Source organism: Hydrobacter penzbergensis (assembly GCF_900106985.1).
GTDB lineage: Bacteria > Bacteroidota > Bacteroidia > Chitinophagales > Chitinophagaceae > Sediminibacterium > Sediminibacterium magnilacihabitans.
The window spans coordinates 1-19,412 of the sequence record NZ_FNNO01000008.1; the positions used below are offsets into that span (position 1 = coordinate 1).

Consider the following 19,412-nt stretch of genomic DNA (forward strand, 5'->3'; position numbering starts at 1 on the left):
CGCTGAACTTGCGCCTGGTTTTCTTTGTCATATTCGGTAATTTAGGATGAAAAATTCATTCTTAACTACCTGCCCTTTTTTAAGGGTACATTATATTTGATGAGTTTGTTCCTGAATTTGGTTACCTGACCGGTTGACTTGAAAGTAGCCATGGCACGGCGGAGTTCATCTGCTTTGGCGGGCGTGAAACCGGCTGCGACGATCGCGATCTTCATGGCCTGTTCCTGGAACAGGGGGACACCGAGGGTTCGCTTTAAAATTTCTTCGAGAGCAGGTGAAGGGTATTCCACTTTTTCCTGGCCGTTGCGGCGGCGCAGGTAGGGATGCACCATGTCTCCTTGGATGGGGCCGGGGCGTACGATTGCTACTTCGATTACCAGGTCGTAGAAAGTGCGGGGGCGTAAACGTGGCAGCATAGATTGTTGTGCACGGCTTTCAATTTGAAAGACACCGATGGTGTCCGCTTCGCAGATCATGTCGTAGACTTTGGGATCGTCCTGGGGTACGGTGGCAAGTGTCAACTCCAAATCGTGGTGCGCTCTGCACAAATCAAAAGCTTTGCGGACACAGGTCAACATGCCCAGGGCTAATATATCTACTTTGAGAAAACCCAGCGCATCGATGTCGTCTTTGTTCCATTCGATACAGGTGCGGTCTTCCATCCTTGCGTTGAGGATGGGACACAATTCGTGCAGCTTGCCACGGGTGATCACGAAGCCACCTGTGTGTTGTCCTAACTGGCGAGGAAAAGAAATGAACTGCTCTGTGAGTTCCAGTGTTTTTTTCAGGTGCGGGTCGGTCAGTTGGCCATCAGCGAGTGCATCAATCGTATCGACGGAAAGGCCCATGGCTTTGCCCACGTCCCGGACGGCGCCCTTGTAATGCAACTCAGTGACGGTGGCCACGATACCGGCGCGATCGCGGCCATACTTTTCATAAATGTACTGGATGATCTCTTCGCGGCGCTCGTGTTCAAAATCCACATCAATATCGGGCGGCTCATTGCGGGCATCTGAAATGAAGCGTTCAAAGAGCAGGTCGTGCTTGGTAGGATCCACCGAAGTAATCCCCAGGCAATAGCAAACGGTCGAGTTGGCTGCGGAACCACGACCCTGGCATAGAATGTTTCGTCTTCGCGCTTCCCGAACAGCGTCGTCTACTACGAGAAAGAAAGGAGCATAATTCATTTTTTCTATGAACGCGAGTTCATAGCGAATGTTCGCACTGATCTTTTCCGGCAACCCATCACCATAGCGTTCGTGTGCGCCTTGCCAGGCGAGTGCAGTGAGTTGCTCTTGTGGCGTGCGGCCATCGGAAACGATTTCATCCGGAAATTCATAACGGAGTTCATCCAAAGAGAACTTACAAGCGTCTGCAATTTCTTGTGTTCGCTGGGTGGCATCCGGATGTGCACGGAAGATGCGGTTCATTTCCGCTGCGTCTTTTAAATAGCGCTCAGCATTCGAGTGCAATTTGAAACCAGCGTTTTCGATCGTGCACTTTTCGCGTACACAGGTAACGATGTCCTGCAACTGCCGACGCTGCTGGTCGTGGTAATGAACGTCGTTGGTCGCAATCATTGGCACGTCCAGCAACATGGATAATTCATGCAGCCGGTATAAATACTTGCTGTCATCGCCTCGGTAATTTCGTGTAGCGGCCAAGTATAAATTGTTGCCAAGATGCTCGTGGTATTCTGTCAAGGCTTCACGAAATGTTGGATCTAACTCAAAAGAACGGGTAAGGGTAGAAGGGGGAATGGCGATGAACTTCATGTCTGTGGCATGCGTAAAAACGTCCGCTTTGTACAGTTCGCATTTGCCTTTTTCGGTGCGCAGGTTGCCTGTGCTGAGTAGGGTGCAGAGTGCAGCATATCCTTTTCGATTCACAGGATAGGCTAGGAGGCTTGGGCCATCGACCAGATCTAACCTGCAGCCAACGATCAGACGAATACCATTTTTCTTTGCAGCACTATAGGCCCGCACGATACCTGCGAGCGTATTGCGGTCAGTGATAGCAATTGAAGTATAACCCAGGCTTGCCGCTTGCTCCATTAGCTCGTGCGGGTGTGAGGCACCGCGAAGGAAGCTGAAATTGGTTGTGACTTGTAATTCTGTATAAACCACCCTCGAAAATACTAAAATTATTAGCATTTTACTAACTAAATTCTAGTTAAAAGCTATGTTAATAATCCTATTTTAGGTATTCCGTTCTATGGACTTATATATATTCATGCATGCTTGAAATCTTGAATATTAAGAAGGGCTTCCATTCTGAGTTGTTATTAAACATACCGTACATCAAACTTGAAGGGGGTGTTTATTGGCTTGAAGGAGTTAATGGATCTGGCAAAACAACCTTGTTTAAGATGATAGCAGGTTTATTGCCTTTTGAAGGAGATGTCAAGATTGACGGAATCAGTCTAAAAAAACAGCCTGTTACCTATCGGCAGAGAATAAGCTTGGCAGAAACAGAACCATTGTTTCCCAGATTTTTAACCGGAATTGAGCTAATACATTTTTACTACTCTGTTCGTAAGGTACAGCCTAAAGAGGTCAACCCTTTACTTGAGCTTTATGCTATGAATAGCTTTATTAATGATACTGTTGGAACTTATTCGGCAGGAATGATTAAAAAATTATCTTTGGTTCTAGCTCTTATTGGCAATCCCAGTTGGATTATTTTAGATGAACCATTCATTACCCTGGATGCTGTTTCGTGTCGTTTGACATTGTCTTTATTTGCAGAAAGATGTCAAAACTTTAATACGAATTTTTTTATCAGCTCACACCAAGACCTGCATAGTGCGGCATACGATCCTGGGACCAGACTTTGTATTCGCGATCAAAATCTTGCTTTTGAATGAGTCCGCTCTTTACAATATTGTTTAAGACGTATGTAAAAACTTACTATAAGGAAAATGCGGGAGTATTTGTTTTTATTTTTACCATAATGCTATGTATTGTGAGTAAGGTAGACGGCGCAGGATTGTACGAATATCATCATTCTCTGGCTGTAAGCATGTTAAAGAGCAACACTATTTTGTCAATAGTTTTCCTGATTTGGTTTTTATATGTTCGAAGATATGTTGTGTATGTTTCCAGTGCCTATACCAACCCTCATTATTCATTTCTTCAGGTCTATAATCAGCTTTCACATCGTCGTCGCTTTTTTCTGTTTTTTATGGCCGATGTTTTGTTGTTAATGCCAATATGGCTGTACGATATTTTTTTCTCTTTTGTAGGATTAGAGCAGGGCTTATTGATACCGGTTATTATAACTAATGTTTATTTATTGTTTCTTTGTCTGATCGCTGCGGCCTGGCATATTTATCGTTTAGATAACTTGAACAAAAGATGGAAGGTGCCGTATTTTATGCGGGTTGGAAAAAAAGTACCCTCTTTTTACAGCTCTATTTTATATCGGTTCGTTATTAATACGCAAATTAATATCTGGTTGGGAGCAAAAGCCTTTACCTGCGGAATACTTTACTTAATCGCTAGAAACAATAATACAACTGACCGAGATATGAGTATGCTTTTTTTGTTTTATAGTTTGGGTATACTAGCAAATGGGGTTTTGGTTTTTCGGATACGCGTATTTGAAGAAACTTATTTAAGTTTCTGGAAGGGGCTTCCTCTGTCTTTATTGAGCAGGCTTTTGCAATATTTAGGACTGTACTTTGGTCTGTTAATTCCAGAGATAATCACTGCTTCGATTCTAACACCCCAATACCTACAATATACGGAAGCGGCCAACTTTATTTTCAGCGGTTTTTCTTTATTGCTGTTGATGAACAGTATCACGTTTATACAAAATTTTAAAGTCAAGGAATACATTGCCATATTATTCGCAATCTTTTTTATTGAATGCCTACTCCTTGTCACATTTGGGTTCGTTTTTTTGTATGTATCCTTTTTCTTAGTAGCAGTAGCCACATTTTTTGTGGGCTATTACAAGTTTGAAATTATTGGATACAACTACAAGGAAGTCAATTAAAATATGAGGGCTGTTATGCAAAATACCCGTGGAGAAACCAGGTGACCTGACCGTTAATCTGGTAGTGACCCAAACGAAATACCCAATAGCGGTGACCTTTTTCGTCTTCCACGCAGTAGTAATCGCGGTGCTCACCCGTCTGCAACCACCATTCCTGCTCAATCCGCTCAGGTCCATCGGCTTTGATCACTTTGTGCAACTTTCCTTTGTACCTGAAATTCATCGGCGGGTAGTCGGGAATAGGAGCGGTTACTGTTATCGGTTCAGGTTGCGGAAGTAAGTATAAAGGACGTGGCCGGTCTAGCGTCCAGGGAGTGGTTGGTTTCTCTGTAAGTGACAAGGCTTTTTTCACGGATCTTTCCGGCCAGTAGTGTTCATCCGGCAGGTAACGATGAAAATGGCCTTCGCCGAACCGGGTGGTTAACCTGTCCAGCAGTTCTGCTAATTTGGGATCCTGCAAACCAGAAGTGCTGTTCCATAACCCAGACTGGGCTGCAATTGCATCTTCCACTTTCGGCGCATCAAGGGTAAAGAGTTCAATGCCGGGACCCGGCTCGAAGTTTTCGAATTTAAGAGAGATGAGTTTGAACAGGTGCGTTTCGTTGTGAGATGGCCTGTTGGTGCCAATACTTACGGACACCATTTTGCCGTCGATGCGATAGCCTTTGAAGGTGGCTATACGTAAGCCTTTGCCCTCACGGCACAGACGAGAACAAAGTGCATCCAGTAATTTTTCTAAAGCGATTTCAATGCCTGTCAATGTCAGGATGGGCTCCAGGCAGGACAGTCTTTCCTGCCAAGGTTCGGGAGAAAAAACAAGTGGACGGATTTCTGCTTCATGGCCCAGCGCATAGTTAATTTTGCGGATGCAGTCGTCGCCAAATCTTCTTCGCAGACTGCTGCGCGGCATACCGACGAAATCTTTGATCTGGCGAAGGCCTAATTTATGCAGGCGTTCGCAGGTGTATTCATCTAAACGAAGCGCAGCAGCGGGAAGCGGCAGTAATGCACTTATTTGTTCGCCTGGTGGGACGACTACAGGTGATTTCGCAAAACGAGCCGCAGCCCAGGCTCCGCCGATGGTGTCTGCCATGGCTCCGTGTACCTGAAATCCGAATCCGCGTAAACGGGCCAGGATATCTCCTAAATATTTTTCTTCTCCGCCCCAGAGATGTGCGCAGCCCGTTGCGTCCAGCAATAAACCATCTGGCTCGTCGAGCATAACAGCAGGCGTGAAACGAATGCACCAGTTTGCCAGTCTTGACAAGACTTTCTCCGCAATCGCCGGATCATCGTACAATACTTCCAGATTACGCACCAGAATTTTAGCATCGGCCAGTACCATACCGGGACGAATGCCCCCTGCATGGGCCAAAGGGTTTGCAGCTACAATTACTTTGCGTCCATGATCAACGGCCGTGAGTACAAAAGGAATGCTGCCCAATTCTTTTTTTCGAATGGTCGCCCAATCGCTTTTCAGGTAGCGAAATCCTATCGATACAAAACGTTTGTTCATGGCTGCTGGTTAACTGGCTTCTCTTTGCAGTTCGTGAGCTGGTAGCTGTTCTTTGGGTATTTCGCGGAACCCATTTTGATTCCATTCCAACTGCCAACTTCCCGGGCGGCCGTTTCTAATTTTCAACAATTCAACATTCCATCTGGGGAAGCCCATGCCCGGCAAGCCCTCCGGAGTTTGGCTTGGCAGGTTGGTGATTTTCCACCTGGAAACAGAAGCGGTAGTATTCAGCCACGTTGTTTGCCGAATCACCAATCCGGTTACTTTGCTTTGTTCCACTGCCAGTTGCAATCTTCTGGAAGCAGTGAAATCGAGGTTGCGTATTTCGCTCACGACTGCAGCAAGGCCTTCACATTTCAGTGCTTCTTCCATCATCCAGCAGAGATCTTTTTCTCGTGACAGGTTTATAAAGATGATCTTGTCGGGCTCTATACCAAAGGTGGTAAAGGCAGGAGGGAAGAGCATGCGGGCAGGACTCAACCAGAGCGTGATGCCGCCTCGTTTCATTAAGGAAGACAGAAGTCTTGCTATAAAACCCGTTGTGACGGTTTTGTCTTCTGCACTCACACAACAGAATTCATGAACAGCAGATAAGGGAAAACACCCATCGGGAAATGAGTCATTGATGGCTCCAAGCTCCATATCCATAGAAACGGTACCAGCGGCTTTTTTCAGACCCTGTCGAATGAGTATGTCGTTTCGCAGTTGCGAAAACTTATCTGCTTTTTTGGTAAGCATAATTGCGGTCGGCTAACTGATTCAGAGCAATTTTACTAAAAAAATTAGTAAAATAAAAACAGTCCAATTGATATATTGATTATCAATTAATTATAATGGTTGAAAGTTGCTATTTTGTGTTGTATGAAACCAATGATAACGTTTGCTAATCTTACTGCTGTCGAATGCGGTGTTGTATATTACCATGTAAGAAATAATGCAGCAACCCATTTACGGGTAGCCCGCTTGTTGGAAAAACATGAGGAGTATGCTAATGCCATTGCACATCTAATCTTAGGTTCTGAAGAGTTTATTAAAGCAGTCGTTTTGCTTTTAGAAAGCAAAGGTTTTTCACTCAGGGCTATGAAAAAATACAACAAGTTATTTTATAACCATTCTGCGCGACATATCATCATCAGCGATTTTTATTCTATTTGGATGGCAGTCAGGACACTGTTTGATATACCATCAAAAAAGCAAGGGGAAAGCAGCCCAAGTCATTGGATGAACGTCTTTAGTGGTGTCGCAAAAGGCTTCCTAGAGAGTTTAGATAATCATTCATGGTGGAAGGCAGCAGACGATCATAAACAACACTGTTTTTATGTTGATTATGAAAACAAGGTATTATTGCCATCAGTGTTTTCCAAGCAGCATTACCTGGAAGCTAAAAAACATGTTGACCGTTTTTTATTTGATCTACGAACTATCGTCGTGGTCTTATTGAGAGCGGATGAACAACAATTGAATGAATACAAGCGCATACTTTGGAGCGATGATATACCAGACATTCTGAATCAGGCAATTCCCAAATGGCTTTGACGGATCAGGCAACTCTCAACAAGCTTCTGGCATAGGTCGGGTTATCGTTCCGTACTAACTCCACCTCTATGAGCCTATAAAATTGTTCTGTAGCCAATAACGGGTGGTATTGGCTAACAATTAAGTGGTCGATACACAAGTAGGTAGTGATGTCGGTTATTGATTAAAATATTTTCCGACTATTGTATTTTCAGACAATTGTTTTTACCTTGGTCTTCTCCCCTCATTTATTGAATCATTAAAACGTACGTGTTTTATATCTAACAGTACTCCATTGCCGTTTGGTATAAACTAGCTATTTCTATGTGTGTACAAAAACTGTGATGATTCCCTGTTTTATTGATGTGCCAAAATTAACGGCAAATCGTATGAAGCAATTTCTTGTTGTCTTAGTTTCGGCATCCGGCGTCAAAGAATGGGCAGGAATAGAAAACAGGAAGAGATCGATATTATAGGACATTAATTTGCAATCATGTTAAGCGGTATATAGTTGTTATGTCATCCAATATTAACTTGAACAAGAAAAAAAAATATTCGAGGTTACACCCATGTCGCAACCTTTGGAAAAAATTAACTGTTTTTCGTTTAAATGGACAGTTCCTTCTTCAGTTGTGCTCGATTTAAATTAGATCATAAACATAAACGTAATAATTATGAAAAAATTAATACTTCTTGTATTTCTGTTTTTGCCCACTTCGAGGCTATTTAGTCAATGTTATGTTACTAGCTTTGGGTCACTTGGGACACTTTTTAAGTCTACCGGAAATTATCAGTTAGACCAGAAATTCAATATCTCAAAAACTACTTTAGAAAATTTGTTCAACATTTCTGTAAATCTATTTATTTATGATGATGGACAATCTCCAAACGCATATGCAAAACGTAGTGATGATCAAAATTACGATGGATTAGTTGCTTTTGGACGAAATATGCTAGTGCAACGATTATGGAACATTGAAAGAGGTGAGTTTGCTGTTGCTGGAATTCTAGCTCATGAATGTGCACATGTAATACAAATAAAAAAAGGAACTTACTATAGTGTTACAAAACTTAAAGAACTGCATGCGGATTTTATGGCTGGTTATTTTATTGGAACACAAGGTTTTCCTCAGAACGGAATTAATGCGTTTGCAAATGATTTATATTCAATTGGCGATTATGATTTCTGGGCGCCAGATCATCATGGAACACCAGAAGAAAGAGTAGCCGCAATGCTTGCCGGTTTTCAAGTTAGAAACAGTTCAGCCAGCAGTGCTTATATGACAGGATTATCGTATGTTCGAGGTGACAGAATTTTAACAACTGGTGGTGGTTTGGGTAGTGGCACAACTAATCCTCAACAGCAGCAACCGCAGAGAACAAGGGTCGTACCATGCACACATTTAGTTCACCCAAATGGAGACATAATACCATGTTCACATATTCTTCATCCGAATGGTGACGTTTATCCTTGTTCGCATGCTTGCCCCGGACCATACGGACCTATTCCTTGTCATCCCTATGGAGATATTGGACAGTGTAGCCACAGAGTTCATAATAGTGACGTAATTTCATGTACCCATATACTTCATCCAAATGGGGATATAATAAATTACTAAGAACAGAAGGATTACTTACAACGAAAGAGTTTGCCACAAGAGTAATTGGCGAAATAATGGTTGCTAACGTCATAACGGCCTTTTCGGGAAGAAATCCTGTGGGCTGCATTTCAGCACTTTTGCGATGTCGTTCAGGTGCTTGAGGTTGTAATGAGTAGGGTAGTTGGGGCTTTCGATTTTCCCTATAAAACCGACTGACATGCCCAGCGCATCGGCAAGGCCCGCTTGGGACACGCCCAGTTCGAGTCTTCTCTTTTTGACTTTCTCAATCACGTAAAGATCAATTTTGTCTTTTTCCATTTTCGTTATTTATGCCAGACCAATGTAGGTCAAGTGATTGTTCCGATCAATCGCTCGTGGGTAAGTTTTTACGAATACGACGGAAAGTAACAAATGACGGAGTTGTTACAATACTTCGTTTCCCGCGCCGGATAAGCATGCTATGGAAGCTCACGGTTTCGGTAGTCCAATTTGTGGCAGGAGAGAACTGGAAATTGGCTTTTGATATGTCGTTGCTTGATTTTATTGATCTACTCATGGTGGACGAGGCAGGCGAGGTCTCTCCAGAGATCGGTGCTGAGACTTTTGCTCTGGCGAAGAAGGCCATGGTGGTCTATAAAAAAGAACCTTTGGGATTTCGAAAACTGTTGAATTTTGAACATAAAATGCCGTCCTATATAATTCGGTCTTTCTTTCATAAATCTAAAAACCTCTTTTTCAATTCTTCAGTTAATAAGCGACACTTATTTTTGTTTCCAAAAAATCTATACCTTTTTTTAGCAAAAAAGCTGTACATAAAATCTCTCAGGGATTTAGGTGCTACTTTTAGCGCATATGCAAAGGGCCATATCCATTCGATGTTTTTTCCTATCTCAATGATCGCATCTGACCTTGTATATACTCTCTCATCAGTAATGAGATATATTGTATCAAGTACAGCAATAGAGATGTTTTTGCTTTTTAATATCTCCTTGCCAATATCAGATTGAAGTGAAGCGAACCGAAATATAAATTTTGGATCATTGTCAATAACAAAGTTGACAGCAGAGTCACAAAAATTACAATCACCATCAAACAAAATTATCTTAAAACACATAATGAATTAATTTAACTTTATGACATAAAAACAATTTAGCATTTCGTTATAGACATTTTGGAACTTCAAATTATGTTTCTTTAGAATCTAAGGGGATAGTAATTCTTGTTGATATGAACTCCTTCCATTTTGAATTTAAAATACATCGCGGCCTGCACACTCAAAGGTGGAGCCTACATTTATCTGATTATTAAAGGAAATTATACATACAAAATATTTATGTGCTTATTTGCCTAAGCATAGTTACTAATATCCTCTATCTAGTTCCCGTGCTTTGAGTGTCCGTATAATCACAACTCTTCGGGATAATTACCTTTTAGGAGGCCATCGCAGAGCCTTTTTTGATGTTGTGGAATACCGTTCATTACTGACGAATACTACCGGCAGGGAATCATCCCTCGGATCTTTATATTCATATAGATGGCACCGATTGTAACGGTACTTTTAAAATAAAGTTATTAAATTATTTAAATCCTTATTTGGTTGCTTCCTCTGTTATTTTTCTAAAAAGATCTTTGTAATTTTTTGCTTCCGTTCTCATCCATTTATCCCACCAAGTAAAATTCAGCCCGTAATTACTGTTGGAAGTCGAATGATGCAAATTATGATGAGTAGATGTTGTTTTCCAAAAGAACCAGCTATCCAAAAACCCTTTAGGATAAACTTCATATCCTAAATGTCCGACAATATTCAAAATTGTACTGACAACTTGAAAAACGGCAAAGGTTAAAAAGTGAATTGGTATCAGTAAGGCAGTTACAAATACCCATCCATTCAATACAATAGCTTCTGCTGGATGCATTGAGAATGACGAAAATGGATTTGGGTCGTTGCTGTAATGATGTATATAATGAATACGTCGGAATAAAAATGGGTTGTGGAGCAAACGGTGTGTCCAGTAAAACCAAGCATCATGAAAAACGAATAAGAAGCATATGCTGAATAACCAATACCCGAAAGGGCGTTCATTGAAATGCAAATAAGCTTTTATCCACCCTTTTTGTGAAAAAAGATAGAGAATAAGATCCGCCAAAGAAAACATAAGTATGACGATTATTGTATTAACAAGTTCATATCTAATACGTTTTTTGTAGTTTCTAACTCGATGCTGGATACGTCTGCGGCTTAACCGTTTTTTTAATAAGACCCAGAAAATGAGGTAAAACAATGTTACAAGTGGTAATATCCCGATAAGACCTCTGAAGAAAGCTCCTTCGAAATATCGAATCATTTCTGATAAGTTAATGTTCAGCCTCATATAACGACATTTAAAAAATGATCGGGGTAAGAGTTCTTATTAGCTTAATGGCCTGATTTTAATAAATAGCCCTCCTTTGGGTTTCAACGTACCAAAAGGGTCGGGGATAACAGTATTTTTGGAGGGAATGAATCGAAAGTGCTTGAGTAACACCATTAGTAATATCTGCATTTCAATCATTGCAAACCGGTGTCCAATGCAGAAGTGAGGACCTGCGCCAAACGGAATAAACGCATATTTATGATACTTCTTTGTTGAGTTTTCAAAACGATCTGGTATGAATTCGTCCGGATTCTCCCAATATTTCGGATGACGTTGTAAAATATAGGGACTGATGATTATGTAACTTTTTGGCGGAACGATATAGCCGTCGATATTATCTCCAGAAATTGCCTGTCTTCCGAATATCCATGCAGGTGGATATAGCCGTAAAGATTCATTGATAACATGTTTAAGATATTCTGGACCTTCCAGTGAAGGAATATCCTGGCTTTTGTCCCAAGTATCAATAATCTCTCTTCGAAGTTTATCTTGTTTGTCCTGATTCTCAGCAAGAAGCCAGATTGTCCAGTTAAGTGCATTGGCTGTGGTTTCATGCCCTGCCATGACCAGAGTAAGTATTTCATCATGTATCTGCTGGTCTGACATACCCTCACCTGTTTCTTCATCACGGACGTTCAAAAGAAGGCTGAGCAAACTGCCAGAAGAAGACAGTTTTTCTTTTTGATCTGATATGATTTCGTATATCCATTTATCCAGTTTTTTCTTGGCCTTCCTGTATCTGTAATGCGAAGGAATAGGAAACCATATGGGAAACTTAATCCATTGCTGGGTGTAATAGTAAAAAAAAGTCATAACCTTATCCAGAGAACCGGCTACTTCATCATAACTCCTGCTCTTTTCTCCTCCTATAAGTGTTCGTAGAACGATTTGGAATGTTGTGTTCATTAATTCTGTAGAAAAGAGAACGGGGCGTTCTTGCAATACTGTTTCATTTTTTCTCAATCGGTCCATAAAGTTGATGGACTCTTCCCTCATAATAATGGACATTTGTTTAAGATAATCCCAGTGAAAAGCCGGCTGGATTAATTTTCTCTGCCGTTTCCAGAATTCCCCTTCACTGGTCAGTAATCCATTTCCAAGAAAGTTGCTTATTATCTTATGTGTACCAGTTCGTTTGTAATTGGTGTGATTATCTTGCAACACATATTTAATATAGTCTGGATTTAAAATAACAACGACACGACTGCTTCCTATGCGACATGTAACGATCCCTTCGTCTTGTCGAACTAATTTATTGCAGAATTCAAGGGGGGCCTTTAGGAACTTAAAAGTACTTCCCACTAAAAAAGGTTCTTTTAATGAAGGAATATCTAACATAATGTGATTTCAATAGGTTCTTGTAGTTACATTAGCGATTAATTTATCCAGTGCGTCCCTGTATAGAGACGGACGGAATGAATTGAGTATTTCCTTAGCTTCATTTAGAAATTCCTTCATCTTCTTTTCCGTATATTGAATGCCTCCCATTCTTTCTGAAAACTCGATCAATTGAGTTATTTGGCGATGTGTTTTATTTTTTTTCCTGATTAGGTTATACATCCTAAGCCGCGTAAAGGCGTCAGCTTTATCCAAGGAATGAATTAGTGGAAGCGATAAGTTCTTGCTTTGAAGGTCAATGCCTGTTGGTTTTCCGGTATGAGAACGGCTGAAATCCAATAGGTCGTCTTTTAATTGGAAAGCAATTCCAATCTTTTCTCCAAATAATTTAGCTTTTCTTACATGTTCTTCCGAAGATCCGGCTGTGTGTGCACCAATAGCACAGCAAGAAGCTATTAAGATTGCGGTTTTCTGGCGGATAATCTGGAAATATATATTTTCCGTAATATTTAATTTTTTGGATTTTTCCAGTTGTAACAACTCCCCTTCACTCATTTCTTGTACTGCCTGTGATACAATCTTCAATAATGCGAAATCATTGTTGTCAATTGATAGCAGCAGACCTTTAGCTAATAAATAATCGCCAACCAAAACAGATACCTTATTTTGCCATATCGAATTTAGTGTAAGGAAACCACGTCGATAATTCGCCTCATCCACTACATCATCGTGAATCAAAGTAGCATTATGTAATAACTCGATTAATACGGCTCCTCTGTGTGTTGAGGGATTGATTTTCCCAAAGACAGCGGCTGATAGGTAGACAAATAAGGGGCGCATCTGTTTGCCTTTCCTTTTAATAATATAATTCATTACTAGATTCATCAACTTGTTCCTACTTTGGATAGCATCGTTGAACAACTTTTCAAAATTGATAAGGTCTTCCGAAATCAATGAACGGATGGGATGCAGTGGTTCGCTCATACAGGAGAATGTTAATGGTAAGGTAAGGCGTGTCATCTAAAATAAAAATATTATTTGATTATTTATTTTTTTTTTCTTTATATCACAAAAGAGTTTTTGGGAGACAGACCCATATTGTATGTCTAAAAAAATTAGCAAAACCCAAAGCCGAATTAACATAGATCGCTATATATGTTTATAAAGATTCCTTTCCAGAAATGGATACGTATCGATTAGGTTATTGGGTTAATATTTATTAACTTTTGAATCTGAAATTATGAGCTATATCCTTTTCTTCAACATGCCATTTGCGGGACATCTGAACCCTTCTTTACCTATCATTAAGGAGTTGACTAGTAAAGGTGTGGAAATAAGATTCTATTGTTTCCGGGACGAAGCAATAGAGACCAAGATCGAACTGTTTGGGGCAACATTTTATGAACTGCCGACAAAACAGGAGAATCCTAATAAGTTGATAGAACCTGATTTCCCAACCATGTGTGCTTTTTTAGCTGAAACAACATTAGAAGTAGTCCCTTATCTTTTGCCACGATTGAAAGACGACCCACCTGCATCTATAGTATTTGATTCATTTTGCTTTTGGGGTTATGTACTAAGCAAATGTTTGAGTGTACCATCCGTTTGTCTCATCCCAACTTTTGCTTTACATCAATCGTTTTTCCCAAAACTTGCTATTCCTTTTATTGTTATTTCTGGTGGAATTCGAAAAGCTTTTCCAGGTGTCAAAGCATTGAAACAATTTAACCGGATGCTGAAATTAATCAATGAAAAGTATGCATATATAGGGAGTAATATATTAGATGTGATTATGCTCCCAAGTAATCTGAAGATAGTATTTACGTCTAGGATATTTCAAATTAAAAACCAAGTATTTGACGACTCGTATCTCTTTGTTGGGGCATCTTTGATCGAAATGGAGGAGAATCTGGATTTCAGGAAAGAACTAAACAACAAGCTACGGACTAATAATAGCTCAATTATTTATGTTTCAATGGGCACAGTAATTAATAAGAAGCCTGCATTTTTCCAACAATTCATTAAAGCATTTAAAAATACGGCTTTTACTGTTATAGTATCTATTGGAAATGGAATGAGCGTCGGAGATTTGGGACCGATACCTGACAATTTTATCATAAAGAACATTGTCCCACAAATGGAGGTACTGAAACGAGCATCTGTATTTATCAGTCATTGTGGAATGAATAGTACAACTGAAGCATTAATTAGCAGGGTGCCAATGTTGATGTATCCGCAGGTTGGCGACAGAGTAGTGATTGCCAGAAGATTGGTCAAGTTTAAGGCTGCAATTTTGCTGAAAAAAGGAAAGCTTAGTCCGGAATATCTTCGCAAATCGGTGAACGTACTATTACATAATGCAGAGCTACGTTCTAACATAGAACAATTGGCTATATCTCTAGAAAGTTCAGGTGGTCATTCTAAAGCGGCTTCTGCGATTTTAGCTTTATCTGTCTGAAACCTTCAAATATAGGGAAATATAGATAGATTTATATAACCTACCAATGTAGATAAAAATATTTTATATACTACCAGAGATGATATATATTTATTATGCCATTTAATAAAATAATTGGTGAGTTACTATATGTCTCCTAAATTACCTGGTAAGGCCTCCCTTCGTACTGCTTTGACAGCAGTTGTAAACCCAATGCCATTTTATAAAGTCAACCAAAGGTTATATCCAGACATATTTTCTTCCAGCCTATTGTGGTTTTCGGCCTATGTGATTCATAATCCTTTTTTTATGAAGCATGTGTTACAAGAAAATCATAAAAACTATGAAAAGGGAGGGAAATATGGATTTATACGTTTTTTACTTGGGAATGGGCTACTAACAAATAATGGTGACGATTGGTTAAAACATCGCCGGATTATCCAACCTTCATTTCATCAGAAGAGCATGGGTTATGCATGGGAAGTAATGCTGATGGAAACGCAAACACTCATCAAATCATTTGGTGACAGAATGGTAATAGATCTGAATACTGAAATGGCAATTCTTACTGTCAACATCGTTGGAAAATCATTTTTTGGAATGGATACACAGGATCGTGTCAGAAAGTTGAGACAGGAGCTTGAGAATTGTCAAAAACATGGGCACTCCTTGTTAAGGATGCCTATTAATTATCCTGAATGGATACTCGACATCCCAATCTTCAAGAAACTTGACAAAGCATTGAAGAATGTGCATGCAACTATCGACAGCTTTATTGAGGAACGAAATGCCAATATGGGGATAAAGAATGATTTATTGGAGTTATTGATGGAACTAAAATACGAAGATACGAATGAGAAAATGTCCTTCAAACAAATAAGAGATGAAGTACTAACTCTTATTGTTGCAGGTCATGAAACAACTACGCTAGCGTTGGCATGGACATTTTTTGAGTTGTCCAAGAATAAGCATGTTCAGGATGCCTGCAGAGACGAGTTAACCAGTATTGTAAGGGATGCACAGGATCTTACTTATGAAAAGCTAAATAAATTAACTTATCTTACATGTGTGATCCATGAAAGTTTGCGTATGTATCCTCCTGCGTATCTTTTTGCCCGAACAGCCATTAATGAGGATTATTTAGGGGATTACTATGTTCCAGCAGGAAAGAATGTCGTAATTAATCTCTATGGTCTTCACAGGCATCCGGAATTTTGGAGCAACCCACATGAATTCATGCCGGAGCGATTCGAGAAGTTTGATTATAGTGGAATCAATAAATTTAAATTCATGCCCTTTGGTGCTGGCCCTAGAGGATGCCTTGGGGTGCATTTTGCAATGACAGAAATGAAAATCATTCTGTGTTCTTTTTTGTTAAAATATAGGATTGAGCTAGCTGACCAAAGTCCGATTTACCCCAAGCCATTGTTTACGTTAAACCCCAATAAGCATATTTGTATACGATTGAAAAACCTGGCTTAACGCGATCTTATGTATAACAAAATGTAACGAATAATTTATGGCACGGATAGTGATTTCAACTATTGGAACTAAAGGAGACCTGCATCCATATCTGGCAATTGCTAAAGAATTACAATCCAGGAATCATCGGGTAATTATTGCAACAAGCCCAACTTATGAGCGTTATGTGAAGAACATGGGTATCGAATTTGCAGGCATAAGGCCCAATATTGATTATGAAGATAAAGAACTGGCACGTATATCCATGGATTTAACAAAGGGAACCCAGCACGTGATAAAAGATATTTTGTTCGGAAATTTAAGAGATACTTATGATGATCTAAGCAAGGTTGCAAGGGGAGCAGATTTGCTACTGACGCATACACTTTGTTTTGCTAGTTCTCTTGTGGCTGAAAAACTGGAGGTGCCATGGGTTTCGGCTGTTTTGTCTCCCAATAATTTTTGGTCTAGCTATGATCCGTCAGTCATCCCTAATGCACCATTCTTGATTTACTGGAAACATTTTGGTCCGAGAGTAAATAGGCTCATTGTCAGAATGGCGAAGTTTGCGACAAGGGAATGGATCGAAGCAGCGTATGTTTTAAGGGAAGAACTCGGATTATCTAGAAATGGAAATCCGCTATTCGAAGGGATGCATTCACCACATGCAGTGTTGGCTCTTTTCTCCTCTGCTTTCGCCAAAAGACAGCCTGACTGGCCTCCCCAAACCATCATAACAGGATTCCCAAGATATGAAGAACCGATTACCGATGAAAAAGAGGAGGCAATAAGACATATCCTTGATAATAAGCGTAAACCTGTCGTTTTTACCCTAGGGACTGCGGCTGTTCTTAATCCAGATTCATTTTATCACTATAGTCTTGAAGTGGCACGTGAGTTAAAACTGCGAGCTATCCTGCTTACCGGATATCCTCCTGAGAATACTCCTGTCTTTCAAAATGATGAGGACGTATTTTGTTTTGATTATTTGCCTTATTCCAAAGTTTTCCCATTCTCAAGTGCAGTCGTCCATCATGGAGGAATTGGCACGACTGCTCATTTGTTGCATTCAGGAGTTCCCTCGGTAGTTGTGCCATACAGCCACGACCAACCTGATAATGCATACAGGCTAAAAAAACTAGGTGTTTCAGAGATATGCTATAGACATAAAATTTCTGTTAGCAAACTCAAGTCATCTTTGAAAAAAGTTATTTCGACACCTTCTTATCATCAAAATGCTGATTCGTTATACCGAAAATTATATTATGAAAACGGAGTAGTTGCAGCTGCTGATATTATTGAAATTAAAGCTGCCGAACTGAAATAATTAGATCAGACTCTAACCATATATTTATGAGTTTCTTTAATATTGGCCGAATTCTGCTAATCCTGTTGCTGGTATCTTTTTGCGTCATAACATATACATTTGCTATTATATTGGTGGTCAGGTACCTGCATATAAATTGGATACTGATCCAGCTATTGGGTTGGATTTCTTGGTATTTCTGGCATAGTGTTATCTTCGATAAAGTGGCCAAGTTGCTTTGTATGCTCAACCTGAAAGATTCTTTCGGTATTATAGTCTTTACACAGGTAATTCCAGGCGTCTCTTTCTTTTTTACCATGATGTCTTTTCCCGTTTTGTATAGCTTTTATTATAAAATTCCTTTTGCCACTAATTTTATTCAGCTCAGTTGCGGAATATGCACTGGATTGATGGGACTATATATCATCATTGAGAGTTTTAGAGTAATCGGCATAAGTGGCGCAGCTTTTGAAAATGATTATTCAACGAATAACCGGAAGAAACTTGTTGCTCACTCTATTTATGGCCTGATACGCCATCCACTTTATATGGGCAGTTTGATTGGTTCGGTTGGATTGAGTATGGTGTTTAGTAATCTGGAATGTTTTCTTTTCCCGTTGATCAATACTGCGTTTATACCAATATACAAATATTTGGAAGAAACCAGGTTGATTGACATATATGGGCAGGAGTACATGTTATATCAAAAAAAAGTGGGGGCTTTCTGGCCTAAGAAGTTATTCTGGAGAAAAGCGACTATCATTCTTAAAAGCAAAAAATGAAAATACTATTGTTGGGAGGGAGAGGTTACTTCGGTAATGAAATAACAAAGGCGATTAGCCGGAATCCAGCAAACGATGTATGGATCGGATCACATAGCGTGATTGGAAAAAATATTATTCCTATCCAATGGAGTAATACAGATTTCCTACAAAAAATTGTTTCATTTGATGTTATAATCAACGCAGCCCCTATCCCTTCTGATGAACAGTATCTTACCTGCATCAGGTCGATATTATCCTCAAACAGAGTATTTATCGAAACAACCGCTGATCCGGTAGACATTGCACGCCTTCTTGCCTGGCAGGAAATGCCTGAATGGAGTGCACTCAATTCTTCTCCTACAGGAGGGCTATTCATTCACAGCGCCGGTATCTTTCCAGGGCTGAGTAATCTATTTTATAAGCATTTCCTTGAAAGACGATTGGATATCACGCATTTAAGGCTGGGTATACGATATAAAATTTTGTCTGGGGCAGGGAGAGCGATGTGCCATCTAATGGCGTCTACAATTTTGGAACCATCGCTTTGGATTGAGAATAATGAGGAAAGAATGGGTCCGCCGATCGGAAGCGGGTATTGGATGGAGTGGCAAGGTGAGCGGGCAAAGGGATTCAGAGCCTTTTTACCGGACCTTCTGTATATAAGAAAGTTTTACAACATTCCAAACATAGAGACTTTTCTGTCTGTAAAACCGCGGTGGATATCCTGGACATCTAGCTGCTTCAATTGGATGCCTCGAACTAAATGGTCACAGGTCATGTTGGAAAGATGGTTTTATTTAATTAGGGGGAGGGCCTTCAAAAAAACAAGGACTGATTTGTGTATGTCTCTTCGTTTGAATGAGGGATCTTTTCATACGTTGAGTGTTAATGATGCATTCTCAGCAGCGGGATTTTTTGTCGCAGCATGTGTAGAATGCTTGAAAACAAAAAGGATTAAGACTGGGTTCCAATCGATAAATAGCTGCTTTAACTTGGAAGATATCTTGACACAGATGAATGTGATCAGTGGAAAAGAGTTAATTATTATATTACAATAGCCT

17 protein-coding genes are annotated in these 19,412 nt (G+C 40.0%); 9 read left to right on the plus strand and 8 right to left on the minus strand.

The window, feature by feature from the left end; translation table 11 throughout:
* Nucleotides 1–65 precede the first annotated feature (65 nt).
* A complete protein-coding gene (gene dnaE, locus BLU98_RS09700; protein ID WP_257574870.1) occupies nt 66–2,153 on the minus strand; it encodes a DNA polymerase III subunit alpha in 2,088 nt (695 codons plus the stop codon).
* Between the two features lie 83 nt (nt 2,154–2,236).
* On the opposite strand from dnaE, the gene BLU98_RS09705 reads away from it, so the two are divergent.
* Together BLU98_RS09705 and BLU98_RS09710 are read left to right on the plus strand one after the other, a co-directional pair.
* Nucleotides 2,237–2,866: an ABC transporter ATP-binding protein gene (locus BLU98_RS09705; protein WP_092723838.1), complete on the plus strand. Its 630-nt coding sequence runs from the start codon at nt 2,237–2,239 to the stop codon at nt 2,864–2,866.
* Entirely contained in the window at nt 2,863–3,999 is a 1,137-nt protein-coding gene (locus BLU98_RS09710; RefSeq protein ID WP_092723839.1) for a hypothetical protein, read from the plus strand. The genes BLU98_RS09705 and BLU98_RS09710 overlap by 4 nt, the downstream gene beginning before the upstream one ends.
* Nucleotides 4,000–4,012: 13 nt before the next feature.
* Here the strand turns inward: BLU98_RS09710 and BLU98_RS09715 are convergent, their stop codons facing one another.
* Both BLU98_RS09715 and BLU98_RS09720 read right to left on the minus strand, forming a co-directional pair.
* Nucleotides 4,013–5,515, minus strand: coding sequence for a Y-family DNA polymerase (locus tag BLU98_RS09715; RefSeq protein ID WP_092723840.1), 1,503 nt, complete (start codon nt 5,513–5,515; stop codon nt 4,013–4,015).
* Between the two features lie 9 nt (nt 5,516–5,524).
* On the minus strand, nt 5,525–6,253 hold the full coding sequence (locus tag BLU98_RS09720) for an ImuA family protein (protein ID WP_092723841.1): 729 nt from the start codon (nt 6,251–6,253) through the stop codon (nt 5,525–5,527).
* A gap of 123 nt (nt 6,254–6,376) precedes the next feature.
* On the opposite strand from BLU98_RS09720, the gene BLU98_RS09725 reads away from it, so the two are divergent.
* A complete protein-coding gene (locus BLU98_RS09725; protein ID WP_092723842.1) occupies nt 6,377–7,051 on the plus strand; it encodes an AbiV family abortive infection protein in 675 nt (224 codons plus the stop codon).
* Between the two features lie 653 nt (nt 7,052–7,704).
* Complete coding sequence (locus tag BLU98_RS09730; protein WP_092723843.1) at nt 7,705–8,649, plus strand: M48 family metalloprotease; 945 nt, start codon at nt 7,705–7,707, stop codon at nt 8,647–8,649.
* 69 nt (nt 8,650–8,718) lie between these two features.
* Here BLU98_RS09730 and BLU98_RS09735 read toward each other — a convergent pair whose 3' ends face one another.
* From BLU98_RS09735 to BLU98_RS09755, 5 genes are all read right to left on the minus strand, one after another.
* Nucleotides 8,719–8,949: a helix-turn-helix domain-containing protein gene (locus BLU98_RS09735; protein WP_092723844.1), complete on the minus strand. Its 231-nt coding sequence runs from the start codon at nt 8,947–8,949 to the stop codon at nt 8,719–8,721.
* 394 nt (nt 8,950–9,343) lie between these two features.
* Complete coding sequence (locus BLU98_RS09740) at nt 9,344–9,745, minus strand: thiol-disulfide oxidoreductase DCC family protein (RefSeq protein ID WP_092723845.1); 402 nt, start codon at nt 9,743–9,745, stop codon at nt 9,344–9,346.
* A gap of 475 nt (nt 9,746–10,220) precedes the next feature.
* Complete coding sequence (locus BLU98_RS09745; protein WP_092723846.1) at nt 10,221–11,003, minus strand: sterol desaturase family protein; 783 nt, start codon at nt 11,001–11,003, stop codon at nt 10,221–10,223.
* 39 nt (nt 11,004–11,042) lie between these two features.
* A complete protein-coding gene (locus BLU98_RS09750; protein ID WP_092723847.1) occupies nt 11,043–12,383 on the minus strand; it encodes a cytochrome P450 in 1,341 nt (446 codons plus the stop codon).
* 9 nt (nt 12,384–12,392) lie between these two features.
* On the minus strand, nt 12,393–13,367 hold the full coding sequence (locus tag BLU98_RS09755; protein ID WP_092723848.1) for a polyprenyl synthetase family protein: 975 nt from the start codon (nt 13,365–13,367) through the stop codon (nt 12,393–12,395).
* A 256-nt stretch (nt 13,368–13,623) separates the two neighbouring features.
* On the opposite strand from BLU98_RS09755, the gene BLU98_RS09760 reads away from it, so the two are divergent.
* The 5 genes from BLU98_RS09760 (at nt 13,624) to BLU98_RS09780 (ending at nt 19,409) form a co-directional block, all read left to right on the plus strand.
* The gene (locus tag BLU98_RS09760) at nt 13,624–14,841 is read left to right on the plus strand and encodes a macrolide family glycosyltransferase (protein WP_092723849.1); all 1,218 of its coding nucleotides are present in this window, start codon (nt 13,624–13,626) and stop codon (nt 14,839–14,841) included.
* Between the two features lie 129 nt (nt 14,842–14,970).
* Nucleotides 14,971–16,302: a cytochrome P450 gene (locus BLU98_RS09765; RefSeq protein WP_092723850.1), complete on the plus strand. Its 1,332-nt coding sequence runs from the start codon at nt 14,971–14,973 to the stop codon at nt 16,300–16,302.
* A 37-nt stretch (nt 16,303–16,339) separates the two neighbouring features.
* Entirely contained in the window at nt 16,340–17,608 is a 1,269-nt protein-coding gene (locus BLU98_RS09770) for a glycosyltransferase (RefSeq protein WP_092723851.1), read from the plus strand.
* 221 nt (nt 17,609–17,829) lie between these two features.
* Nucleotides 17,830–18,369: a methyltransferase family protein gene (locus BLU98_RS09775; protein WP_257574871.1), complete on the plus strand. Its 540-nt coding sequence runs from the start codon at nt 17,830–17,832 to the stop codon at nt 18,367–18,369.
* Nucleotides 18,366–19,409: a hypothetical protein gene (locus tag BLU98_RS09780; RefSeq protein WP_092723853.1), complete on the plus strand. Its 1,044-nt coding sequence runs from the start codon at nt 18,366–18,368 to the stop codon at nt 19,407–19,409. The genes BLU98_RS09775 and BLU98_RS09780 overlap by 4 nt, the downstream gene beginning before the upstream one ends.
* Nucleotides 19,410–19,412 lie beyond the last annotated feature (3 nt).